11 protein-coding genes are annotated in these 12,461 nt (G+C 34.3%); 3 read left to right on the top strand and 8 right to left on the bottom strand.

All coding sequences use genetic code 11. The features are described 5' to 3' along the window. Positions 1 to 18 precede the first annotated feature (18 nt). Genes C3F22_RS14980 through tviB form a run of 8 tightly spaced genes read right to left on the bottom strand, consistent with a single transcriptional unit; the run spans position 19 to position 8,334 of the window. Positions 19 to 1,110: a hypothetical protein gene (locus C3F22_RS14980; protein ID WP_104426866.1), complete on the bottom strand. Its 1,092-nt coding sequence runs from the start codon at positions 1,108 to 1,110 to the stop codon at positions 19 to 21. A gap of 25 nt (positions 1,111 to 1,135) precedes the next feature. Further along, positions 1,136 to 2,002 (bottom strand): hypothetical protein, encoded by an 867-nt coding sequence (locus C3F22_RS14975; protein WP_228203558.1) that lies wholly within the window; start codon positions 2,000 to 2,002, stop codon positions 1,136 to 1,138. Beyond that, positions 2,002 to 3,117 (bottom strand): O-antigen ligase, encoded by a 1,116-nt coding sequence (locus C3F22_RS14970; RefSeq protein ID WP_104426865.1) that lies wholly within the window; start codon positions 3,115 to 3,117, stop codon positions 2,002 to 2,004. Before C3F22_RS14970 ends, C3F22_RS14975 begins: the two co-directional genes overlap by 1 nt. Further along, the gene (locus tag C3F22_RS14965; protein ID WP_104426864.1) at positions 3,104 to 4,381 is read right to left on the bottom strand and encodes an oligosaccharide flippase family protein; all 1,278 of its coding nucleotides are present in this window, start codon (positions 4,379 to 4,381) and stop codon (positions 3,104 to 3,106) included. The genes C3F22_RS14970 and C3F22_RS14965 overlap by 14 nt, the downstream gene beginning before the upstream one ends. 7 nt (positions 4,382 to 4,388) lie before the next feature. Then, entirely contained in the window at positions 4,389 to 5,468 is a 1,080-nt protein-coding gene (locus C3F22_RS14960; protein ID WP_104426863.1) for a DegT/DnrJ/EryC1/StrS family aminotransferase, read from the bottom strand. Then, positions 5,465 to 6,052 (bottom strand): UDP-2-acetamido-3-amino-2,3-dideoxy-D-glucuronate N-acetyltransferase, encoded by a 588-nt coding sequence (gene wbpD, locus C3F22_RS14955; RefSeq protein WP_104426862.1) that lies wholly within the window; start codon positions 6,050 to 6,052, stop codon positions 5,465 to 5,467. Before wbpD ends, C3F22_RS14960 begins: the two co-directional genes overlap by 4 nt. Before the next feature lie 14 nt (positions 6,053 to 6,066). Then, positions 6,067 to 7,011, bottom strand: coding sequence for a Gfo/Idh/MocA family protein (locus tag C3F22_RS14950; RefSeq protein WP_104426861.1), 945 nt, complete (start codon positions 7,009 to 7,011; stop codon positions 6,067 to 6,069). 24 nt (positions 7,012 to 7,035) lie between these two features. Further along, on the bottom strand, positions 7,036 to 8,334 hold the full coding sequence (gene tviB, locus C3F22_RS14945) for a Vi polysaccharide biosynthesis UDP-N-acetylglucosamine C-6 dehydrogenase TviB (RefSeq protein WP_104426860.1): 1,299 nt from the start codon (positions 8,332 to 8,334) through the stop codon (positions 7,036 to 7,038). Between the two features lie 293 nt (positions 8,335 to 8,627). Between tviB and C3F22_RS14940 the strand changes: the two genes are divergently transcribed. The 3 genes from C3F22_RS14940 to C3F22_RS14930 are packed head-to-tail and all read left to right on the top strand — an operon-like array spanning position 8,628 to position 12,381. Continuing rightward, positions 8,628 to 9,728: a polysaccharide biosynthesis/export family protein gene (locus C3F22_RS14940; protein WP_104426859.1), complete on the top strand. Its 1,101-nt coding sequence runs from the start codon at positions 8,628 to 8,630 to the stop codon at positions 9,726 to 9,728. Continuing rightward, complete coding sequence (locus C3F22_RS14935) at positions 9,728 to 10,156, top strand: low molecular weight protein-tyrosine-phosphatase (protein WP_034706709.1); 429 nt, start codon at positions 9,728 to 9,730, stop codon at positions 10,154 to 10,156. The genes C3F22_RS14940 and C3F22_RS14935 overlap by 1 nt, the downstream gene beginning before the upstream one ends. A gap of 35 nt (positions 10,157 to 10,191) precedes the next feature. Beyond that, a complete protein-coding gene (locus C3F22_RS14930; RefSeq protein ID WP_104426858.1) occupies positions 10,192 to 12,381 on the top strand; it encodes a polysaccharide biosynthesis tyrosine autokinase in 2,190 nt (729 codons plus the stop codon). The last annotated feature ends 80 nt before the right edge of the window (positions 12,382 to 12,461 follow it).

Below are 12,461 nucleotides of genomic sequence, written 5' to 3'. Positions count from 1 at the left end.
ATTCCTTACAAAAATTTATTAACAATCAAATAGATCATGTATTACTGTACTAGCTCGACTCTTCCATGTTTCTGTCTTACTAAATTCCAATATTTTTTTTGTTTTACTAATAACATCCATAGACTCTAAGCCAGTAAGTAATTCAACCAATGACTCAACCGTATAATCAATTGACCACCCAATGTTATTAGAGCTCACAATATTACCGACCAATGTATCTCTACAACAAATTATAGGTTTATTTCTTCCAATATATTCATACAGTTTAAAAGGAACAGCAAATTCCCAATAGCTCTTAGGTTCGACAAATAAAACTCCAATATCAGCATTTTTATATAATTTATCTAACCCTTCAGCACTTTCATGAACTACTCTAATATTATTAGGGATACTGTCGTAACTAAATTTTGCATTACTCCAGTCCAATTCTCTTGTACAAACTGTTAACTGAATCTCTGGCAATAATTTTAATGCTTCAAATAATTTATGAAGTTTATAACCTTCACCAACTCCACCCACGTATAGCAAATTTATACTTTCAGTTAAAATTCCTGGTTTCTCAGAAAAATATATATCATGCGCTGGAGGTAAAGCTTTAAATTTATTTGAATCAATAAAATCAATATATTTACCCATTTCCAATGATGGCAAATATAATACATCAATATATTTATTATATGCTTTCAAATCAAAATAATAAAAAAATAAAGCAAGTTGCTTCTTGTACCAAGGTAAACCCAAACCATAGTGATCAAATTTCCAATGAATATCTCTATAAAATAAACCAATTTTTACATTATTTTTTTTCAAAAAACGGAAGAAATTAAAATCCATAAAAGGATGAATTGGCAAATGATGCGTATCAGTTAAAGCTGTAGGCATTGTTGATGACTCAGAATAAACAAAATTATATTTATAACCTTTTTTAATCTTACGCTTAATAATATTTATTGCTTCACGACGCTCATCAGAATATCCAACCACTAGGTCAATATTACAACCTAATTCTTGAAAAGCTTTTAAAAGTTTAATTGGCCTAATTCCACTTGCAGATTTAGCTTGAAAAGCTAATGGGAAAGGACAATGAAAAATAATATTAAGATCTTTCATATATAACCACTCAAAAAAAATAGATTTACTGTCTATTAGCTATATTAACAATTGCTTTATAAGAAGAATGATTAATATCAAATATTGCAGATTTTCTATTATCATCTTGAACAGCAGCACCACTTTCCCATATCACAACTCCATTAGCACCTAATAGTTTTAGATTCTGTATTACAATAGACATTTCATGTTCAGTCAGAGGAGTTATTTTAAATCTACCATTAACATTTTCCCATGTACTCAATGAAACAAAAGGTATAATTTTTATATTGTATTTTTTCGAATAACGTTTTGCTTCCGACATATTAAATTTAGCCTTATCATTCCAAATATTTATATCTTTTAAATCATAAAAGTATAATGTAGGAGCTAAGAAATCCACATTTTGGGCAATCTCTTCATATTGATTATTTAAGCTAGAAATTTGAAATTTACCACTTTTATTTAATATTTTATTTGGGCTTTTTTGTGGTAATACACCGTAGACACCAATAGGTGCAACTCCACCATATTTCTTATATAACTTTAAAGCATCTAATATTACAGGTAAGTTTGTTTCTGGTTTACTAGCTTCACCAATTTCAATATCAAAGCAAATCGGTATATTTGGGTTCTTTCTTGAATCCTCAGCTATTATTTTTATTTTTTTTGGATCAGCCTTATTATTAGTTAATATTTTTTGAGGATAAATTACATTCATTTTTTTAATTTTTAAAGTAGCTAAATATTGTTGAAACTCCTCAGTATCTTTTGTACGAATAACTTCACCCTTATCATTTTTATAAAACCGCCAATTAATAAATTGATACACATCAAAAGCCATTACCTGTGAGGATAAAGTTATAAACACAATACTTGCTATACATAGAGTTAAACTAAGCGACTTGGACATTATTTCACCTTTTTTGTAGAAATTGCACGATATAACAATCCAAGAGCAAAAAAAGGAATTAACCAATAATAACTCTTAGCTAATGCCACACCTATAATACCAAAAGCACTTGTAGAAAAAATAAAGATATTGTAGTCGGTTCTATCTCTAAAATTTAAAATACAAAACTTAATATAGAGCCAAATTAATACAAGTAAAAAAACAACTCCCCATACTCCAAAATCTGATAAAAAGGATAAATAGTTATGAGCATATGCACCCTCCCCATAAACTTTACGATATAATCCAAAATCTCCCACTATGGGATTTTTTAAAAAAGTATTATATCCAAATTCATTTAGTTCTTTTCGGACATTTAATGAAGTATCCTCTTCTGAGTCAAAAATCAACCTAAGAAATCTATTATCCCCATATCTAACGATTGTTGAGTTCAGCTCAATAATAAACATCACTAATATATAAATCACTGGAGGTATGAAAATTGAAAAACGCATCAAGCCAAATTTTATATAAATTAAAATAATAGCAATTAAAGAATAAATCATTAATCCTGCACGCGACCCTATTAGATATAAAGCATAACAGGAAATGCTTATGGTTATTAAAGTTAAAAAGAAACGCTTTTGGTAAGAAATTAAAAATAATGAAGTTATCACAAACGCATCTGAAAGCCTTAAATAATTCCCATCAGATGAATACTGCAAGACAAGCAAGCTCATTATAACAAATAAAAATGCAATTATATACTTAATCGAAACATCATTCCTTTGTTTAAAATAATCAAATAAAATCATTCCAGTAAAGAAAATTCCAACTGTTTTAAGCCAAAATAAATAATCTACGGCAAGAGAGTTTTGCGACAACAAGATAAAGAAAAGAAACCCACTCAACAGCCCAAACATATATATATCTGAAATTTTTATTTTTTTGTTTAAGAAAAATACTCCTATTAAAGTGAAAGATAATAAAGTACCTAAAAAACCTATCGGAAAGCCAAATGACGCAACACTGCTTGCAGTATATGCTATATAATCAAGTGGGAATATTAATAAAAAAGCAAAAAAGGCCAATAGATTAATATTAAACTTATTAAAATCCATTTTATTTTCTCTCATAAGCCTTCAATGCTTTTAAAATCACTATTAAGTAAATTGCATAAAACATAAAACCAGATAAAACATAATAAAATATTATCCAATTAGTTTGATACATAGCAATCAAAATTAATATTAACACTCTCATTACAAAGCCTAGAATCTGTAAATAAAGCGCTTTTTTTTGCTCCCCTATTGCATGCAGAGACATAGATACAGGAGAAGATAAAATTTGCATAAAATACCAAGGAATCATCGCTAAAATATAATATCCAACTTCACTCCATTGCTCCCCTAGAACTATTCCAAATATATATGGACTAATTAAGGCTAATATAAAAAAGGGTATAAAAGTAATTTTTAAGATTTTTTTTATAACATCTAATGTATACTCATATAACTTACAATCTTGATGATACTTAGGAGCATGTGAAAGATAAACTTGAGACATTGCTGACCCTATAAGTCCCATTGGAATCCCTAGTACTTTCATCGCCAACATTAAAAAACCGACTTCTGGCCCTAATAAAAAATATGCAATAATAATTAATGGTAATTGAATTGCACTCGTATTTGCTAGCGCTTCAAAAGTTGAATATTTAGGAAAGTCTTTATATTTATACAAAGTTAGTTTTAAATTTGAATTTTCTTTGACTTCTTTTAAGTCTTTATAAGCACTAATGCTTAGTTTTAGTAAACCTCCTCCAAAACTAAACAATTGCCCTAGAATCAGTCCACCAAAACTTCCTGATGTAGCGCCGACTACAAGACTGGCTCCATTTCCAGAAATAGCTTGAGTCATACGAGTTTTCGCAATTTCTCTGAAACGTTTTTTGCGTGTAGACCAGTACTGTAGCGTAGAATATATTCCTGACAATAAGACACCTATCGGGATAAACCATATCCAGAAAGATAGTTGTTGAATAACATGAAATCCTTCTAAAAAAGGATGAAGTAAAGCCAAGAGAATGTATAAAAAAACAATAAAAACAATATTAATAATAAATGCTAGAAGCAATAAATCTTTAGCCTCTCTATCGCTATCTGGTATAGGAATAGCAATTTCAAGTCTTAGACAAGCAATAACTGATAAAATTGATACAATTGCAATATAAACACCTAAAACTGAATAATCTTCTGGACTATATAATCGTGTAAGGATAGGTAGACAAATTAGTCCAATAACTTGCGCAAAGGCTGTGCCACCTACAAGAACAGAGACAGCTTTAAAAAAGCCTCCTTGAGCATTCAGCTTATTATTAATTTTTACAAGAAGGCTTTTCACTTTTACATTAACCTAAAGCTTGAACAATTTTCTCTTGAGCTTCGACCGTCAAGTAGGGATGCATTGGCAAGCTCATAACTCTTTCCGCAATTTCATCACCGACAGGTAGACTCACACTTGCATCAGCCACTGCAGGTTGCTTATTCAAAGGAATTGGATAATGTACTGCTGTTGGTATACCCTGCTCTTTTAACTTTGCTTGTACTTCATCACGGTTTTCAACTTGAATGGTATATTGCGCCCAAGCGCTTTGGTTATGCTCTTCAATAAACGGTGTGGTCAAAATACCTGCTTCATTGAATAACTTCGTATAAGTATCCGCTACACGCTGGCGTGCCTGCATTTCATCATCCAAAATTTCTAGTTTTGGCAATAAAATGGCTGCTTGCAAGGTATCTAAACGGCTGTTTACTCCAACACGAATATGATGATAACGACGATCCTGCCCATGGCGTGCAATCTGACGAATCACTTTTGCCAGCTCTTCATCATTTGTAAAAATTGCCCCTCCATCACCATAACAGCCTAAAGGCTTGCTTGGGAAAAAACTGGTACAAGCCACAGTACTCAGGTTACAACTTTTTCGACCTTTGTATGTTGCACCAAAACTTTGTGCAGCATCCTCGATCACAGGAAGATTATATTTAGCTGCAATAGCGTTAATAGCATCAAAGTCAGCACACTGACCATATAAGCTGACAGGAATAATGGCTTTAGTGCGTGGTGTAATAGCAGCTTCGAGTTTTTCAACATCTAGATTATATGTTTTAGGATTAACATCCACATATACAGGTGTTGCACCCAATACAGCCACTGTTTCAGCAGTCGCAATATAGGTAAATCCTGGAGTAATCACCTCATCACCTGAGCCAATACCAAACGCCATTTGGGCAATTTGCAAAGCATCGGTACCATTGGCACAAGTAATACAGTATTTTGCACCCACATACGCTGCCAGTTTTTCTTCTAGTTCCGCAACTTCCGGCCCCAAAATATACTGGCCATGTGATAATACACGCTGAATACCTGCATCAATTTCAGCCTTGATACGTGACTGCTGTGCTTTTAAGTCAATAAATTCAATCATGCTGCCACCTGCTCTTTCGTTACAACCTTACCGTTTAAACGATAAATTGCACCCGTGTGTTCACACGCGACTTGTGCTTTTCCTTCCAGAGGTAAATCCAACTGTTCGCCAAATTCACTCATCCAGCCAATTTGTTTTGCAGGAACACCCACCATAAGCGCATAGGCAGGCACGTCTTTATTCACCACTGCACCTGCACCTACAAATGAATATTCACCAATAGTGACACCACAGACAATGGTGCAGTTAGCACCTAAAGTTGCACCTTTTTTTACTAAGGTATTCCGGTATTCATCTTTGCGCTCGATTAAAGAGCGTGGATTATAGACATTGGTAAAGACCATGCTTGGCCCACAAAAGACACCCTCTTCAAGGGTGACATTGTCATAGACGGAAACATTATTTTGTACTTTACAATGATCGCCAATAACGACTTTGTTACCTACAAAAACATTTTGGCCTAAAGATACACCCTGCCCAATTCTAGCCCCCCCACAGACATGGACGAAATGCCAGACACGAGAGTTCTCACCAATTTGAGCCCCCTCATCCACAATTGCACTTTCATGTTGATAAAAACTCATCGTGCTCTCTCTTTTTATTTTACTTTAGACAATAGGGGATGCGGATTCTCTGGATTTTCAACTACAGGTGCAACACGAATTACTTCAACTGTTTCTATCGCAGCGCGGTTTTCTTCTACCCCGTAACCTTTTCCTTCGAGAATACGTTGGTAACTTTGAGTATGCAGGTCGGTAAAGCCACCTGAGAATTCAAGCTCTTCATTTTCAATAGTAATACTGCGATAAGTGAGTTTCTCGCCTTTCACAGCATTTGATGGCAAATTGTTCGCATCTATAGACAAGAACCAGCGTACGCGGGCACGTTCATACTCTAGATATCCTGAAGCTGTTTTTTCATCACGATAATGCACTTCATTTTTTACGATTTTACCAAAAATAAAATGCAACATATCGTAGAAGTGCACACCAATATTAGTTGCCACACCACCCGATTTTTTATCTACGCCTTTCCATGATTTTAAATACCACTTACCACGCGAAGTTAAATAGGTCAGATCTACATCAAAAACCTTATCCGCAGGTGCTGCCTGAACTTTGTCACGTAATGCAATAATAGATGGATGTAAACGCAGCTGCAGAATCGAATTTACTTTTGCACCATATTGTTTTTCATATTCCGACAATAAATTTAAATCCTCTGAACTCAGAACCAGAGGTTTCTCACAAATGACATCAATACCATTTTTCAATGCGTACTTCATATGGGGCGCATGTAGATAGTTTGGTGAGCAAATGGCGACATAATCCAGCTTTTCACCTTTCAACTTTTGATCTTCTACATAAGCTTCAAATTCTTCAAACTCAGTAAAGAATTCTGCATCTGGGAAGTGGCTATCCATAATCCCTACAGAATCATTTACATCCATAGCAACAGCTAATGTATTTCCTGTTTCTTTAATCGCTTTTAAATGACGAGGAGCGATATAGCCGGCAGCACCAATAAGAGCAAATTTTTTCATGTTTTTCACTTATATCAATAAATTTTAGAGACGGAATACTGTAAAGCCTTGCGCAGATAATGCTTCTCGATTAAACAAGCTTTTTACATCAGCTATAACAGGTTTAGAAGCATTTACATAAGTACGTAATTGTTCTGGTGTCAGGGTGCGGAACTCATTATGTCCTACGGCAACAACCAAGCTATCTACTGGATGATCTGCATCAATTGTAGATAACTCTACTCCATACTCCTGTCGTACTTCTTCAGCATCGGCCCACGGATCACACACTACAACTTGTGCTCCCCAAGCTTGAAATTCTTTAATCAGATCTTCAACTTTACTGTTACGAATATCTGGACAATTTTCTTTAAAAGTAATCCCCAGAACACCAATTTTTGCACGTGGCACATCAATACTATTCTTTAACATGTGTTTAATAGTATTTCGAGCTACATAACGAGCCATATTGTCATTGATACGACGACCAGCCAAAATGACTTGAGGGTGATATCCTACTTCTTCTGCCTTATGAGTTAAATAATAAGGATCAACCCCAATACAATGTCCTCCAACTAAGCCAGGACGGAATGGTAAAAAGTTCCACTTACTTCCTGCAGCTTCTAAAACATCTAGGGTATCAATCCCAAGACGATCAAAAATTACAGATAACTCATTAACCAAAGCAATATTTAAATCACGCTGGGTATTTTCAATTACTTTTGCCGCCTCTGCTACTTTGATACTAGAAGCTTTGTGTGTACCTGCAGTAATGATACTGCTATAAACCTGATCAACAAGTTCAGCAATTTCCGGTGTAGAACCCGAAGTAATTTTTTTGATTTTAGTTAAAGTATTTACTTTATCGCCTGGATTGATACGCTCAGGACTATAACCAGCAAAAAAGTCCTGATTAAAAGTTAAACCAGATACTTTTTCTAATACTGGAATACAAATTTCCTCGGTTGCACCAGGATATACAGTGGATTCATATACCACTATATCCCCCTTCTTAAGCACCTTACCGAGTGTTTCACTGGCTTTCTTTAAAGGAGTTAAATCAGGTCTATTTACTTCATCTACCGGAGTAGGAACAGTAACAATAAAAAAATTACATTTTTTTAAATCTTCTAACGTAGAAGAGAAACTTAGCTTCTTAGCTTGATTTAATTCTTCTGGTGATACTTCTAAAGTATGATCTTGACCACCTTTTAATTCATCAATACGCTTCTCGTGAATATCAAACCCTACAACTGGTAAGTTTTTCCCAAATTCTACTGCAAGTGGCAAACCTACATAACCTAAACCAATCACCGCAATTTTTAAATCTGCAATAGATAGCATGTCAACGCCTTATTTATACTGTGCTTATAAAGATTAAAGTCTTCCGGCACGAATAGTATCAGAAAACAATAAAACTTCTATTATGATTTGTGCTCAAATAACTCAAAATATAAAATAATGTATATTTTTTGTGAAAATTTAGTATTTTATTTATTATAAGTATCGTCTCTTATAAGCTTAATTTTTCTTTTAAAAGATGGTAATAAGTTACAATTTGTGATGTATATAACCAGTAACTTCGGTAGAATAGCTTCAATTTGAATGAATCTAAAAATTAATATTTAGGAAAGCCTGTGCGACACTTTCAATTAGCTGTTTTATTGGCATGTGGTATTACCACTACAGGGTGTGCAATCACCTCTGGTCTACAAACAAATGACTTACCAAGTGAGGGCGTCTATCAAACTGATCTCGGTACTACAGTAAATGTCATTAAACTAGATCAAGAATCAATTATGGCTGCTCAGCCCGCTGTACATAATATTCAACAAGAATATGCTCATCTTTTTAGTACATCACACCGCAGCTATCAGTTGAGTCCGGGTGATATTTTATCTATTTATTTATGGGCTTACCCAGAACTTAGCTCTGCAAGTAATGTTACGAGTGATCAGTCTGCGCAAGCGAATGGCTTCCAGATCGATTCAGATGGCTATATTCATTTTCCAATTATTGGACGCTATCAAGCTTCAGGAAAATCAGTAGCTCAGGTCAATCGTGAATTACGTACCCAATTATCACGTTACTTAAAGACTCCAGATGTCATCGTCCGGGTATTATCATATCAAGGTAAAAGATATTCGGTTCAGGGCAATGTTGTAAAAGGCGGCCAGTTTTATCTCAATGATCAACCTGTTAGTGTTTATACCGCATTAGGAATGGCAGGTGGTATTAATCCTGCACAAGGCGATAATACTTCAATTACATTGGTCCGTCAGGGACGTTCCTATAGTTTAAATACAATAGAATTAGAAAAGGCCGGATTCTCTCTACATAATTTATTAATACAGCCTAATGACACCTTATATATCAATAATCGTGAGAATCAAAAAATTTACGTTATGGGTGAGTCAGGTAAAAACCAGTCTCTACCTATACGTGACCAAGGCATGAGCCTTAGCGATGTAATTGGGGAAAGCTTGGGATTAAATCCACTTTCTGCGAGTCGCAGTAAAATTTATGTAGTACGAAGTAATGTAAATTCTCCAATAACAGAAATATATCATATGGATCTCAGTAATATTGGGGACTTTGGCCTAGCAAATCAGTTTAAAATGCGTAGCAATGATATTGTTTATGTAGATGCTTCAGGTCTTGCACGCTGGCAACGTGTAGTTAACCAGGTTATTCCTTTCTCAAATGCATTGTATAATTTAGATCGTTTGGGGAACTAATGAAAATTAACAATATTTTAGTGGTCTGTATTGGTAATATTTGTCGTAGCCCAATGGCAGAATATTTTTTAAAACAGGAATATCCTCATTTAAATATTGAATCTGCAGGTATTTCTGGTTTAATTGGCCATGCAGCTGATGAAAAAGCGAGTCTATGTATGCAACGCTTTGGAATTGATATGAGTCCTCATGTTGCAAAAAAACTGAATGCAGAACTCATTAAAAAAGCCGACCTGATATTAGTTATGAGCCAGAATCAGCAAAAACATATAGAACAAACTTGGCCTTTTGCTAAAGGTAAAACCTTTAGACTTGGACATTGGCAAAGTAAAAATATTGCCGATCCTTATCAGCATGATCAAACAGTCTTTGATGAAACTTGTAGATTGATTCAAGACTGCATTACTGACTGGAAAAAATATATTTAAGTTTTTTAATATTTTCACTTTTTGATATTTAAATTATGAGCCAAACTGCCAATACCGAAGATACTATTGATCTGAAGGAATTACTTTTTTCCTTAATTGCTCAATGGAAACTGATCACGATCTGCATATTATTAAGTTTAATTGCGGCTTTATTATATTTACGGATTACTCCAGATACCTACAATGTAGATGCTCTGGTACAAGTAGAAGATAGTAAAGGTGCATCATCAGCTCTATTAGGTGATCTATCTAATATGATTGAGCAGAAATCTCCTGCTCAAGCTGAAATCGAGATTTTAAAATCACGTCTTGTCCTTGGCTCAGTAATTAACCTGTTAAACTTGGATCTTGTAATTTCTGGTACTGAAGATTCGATCTGGAATCGATTATTAAAAAATCATAATTATGATATCCAATATACGACAAAATCAGTGCTCTTTAAGGATAATGAACTTAGTTTCGACGTAAGGCAGTTTGATATTCCAAACTATTATAAAAATAAAAATTTGTTATTAAGTTTCGATCATAATAAATATAATCTGACTGATGCTGCAACAAATGAAATTATATTTACTGCTCCTTTAAACCAAACCAGTCAAGTTCAATCAAGATATGGTCTTTGGAAAGTCGCCATTTATAGTAAAGATCTCTTAGATTCTACTTATAATATTCAAAAGCTGACTTTGCCTGCGGCAGTGCAACGTGTACTTAATAATTATTCCGTTGCTGAAAAAGGTAAAATGACCGGTGTTCTAGGATTAAATTATCAAGGCTATGATAAACAGCACATTACCCAAGTATTGAATGCAATCTTAGCAGCCTATAGTCAGCAAAATATTGAACGACGTTCAGCTGAATCGGCTCAAACGCTGAAGTTTCTAGATGAACAACTCCCTGAGTTGAGCCAACAGCTAGATCAGGTAGAACGTGAATTTAACCAGTTCCGCCAACAATATAATACTGTGGACTTAACTAAAGAATCAGAACTGTATTTGACCCAAAGTATCGCTCTAGAAACACAAAAAGCTGAACTTGAACTTAAAGTTGCTGAAGCTTCTGCACGTTATACTGAAGAACATCCAGTAATGGAACAAATGAATGCTCAACTCGGTGCAATTAACAGTAAAATTGCAGCATTGAGTAATACTTTAAAGCAGCTCCCTGATTTACAGCGTCGTTACTTACAACTCTATCGCGAGGTTGAAGTTAAACAACAGCTATATACAGGATTGCTTAATACGTATCAACAGCTTCGCATTGCTAAAGCAGGTGAAATTGGTAATGTGCGTATTGTTGATACTGCCGTAGAACCAATTGAACCGATTAAACCAAAGAAATTACAAATTATAATTCTATCTATCTTCTTAGGCGGTTTTTTAGGAACATTACTCGCTTTATTACGCAATATGATGCGTTCAGGAATCAAAGATTCAGCACAAATTGAAAGAGAGCTGGATCTGCCTGTATATGCAACAGTTCCTCGATCTCCTCTCCAAGAAAGTCGCGTCAATTTGCTGAAAAAGAAAAAGAGCATTCCTATTCTTGCGGTTAAAGATAGTAGTGATATTGCAATTGAAAGCTTACGCAGTATGCGTACTGCAATCCATTTTGCTTTGAGCAATGCCAAAAATAATATTATTGCACTTTCAGGTCCAGCTCCTGAAATTGGTAAATCGTTCATTACTACTAACTTAGCCACTATTTTAGCTCAAGGCGGAAGCCGGGTATTAGTGATTGATGGTGATTTGCGTCGTGGTTATTTAAATAAATATTTTAATAAAGAAGTGCAACCAGGCTTATCTGAATTATTAAATCATCAAAATAGCTATGAAGATGTAGTTCAAAACTCACAGGTTGATAACTTGTTCTTTGTTACTCGAGGTAAAAGTCCAGTAAATCCATCTGAATTACTCAGTACAGATAAGTTCAAAGTTTTTCTTGAACAAGCTTCTACTAATTTCGATTACGTATTAATTGATACTCCGCCGATATTAGCCGTAACCGATGGTATCATCATTGCGCAATATGCTGGTGTAAATCTATTAATTGCACGTCATGGTAAAACACAAATTAAAGAGCTTGAGATTACTGTTACTCGTTTTGAACAGGCTAATGTAAAAGTTAATGGTGTTATTCTGAATGATGTACAAAAAGGACCAGGTAATGGCTATGGGTACGGATATAACTATGCTTATGCTTATAAGGCTTCAAAAGATGGAGACTAAGGTAAATTTAATTCATAGCAATCAAATTTATCCTAAAAAATAAAGATAACTTTATTGTTATCATAAAGCTTCAAACTAAG

This window comes from Acinetobacter sp. ACNIH1 (assembly GCF_002934695.1).
GTDB lineage: Bacteria > Pseudomonadota > Gammaproteobacteria > Pseudomonadales > Moraxellaceae > Acinetobacter > Acinetobacter variabilis.
Note: the sequence above shows the minus strand (reverse complement) of the source record. Positions and strands in the feature narration are given on the sequence as shown.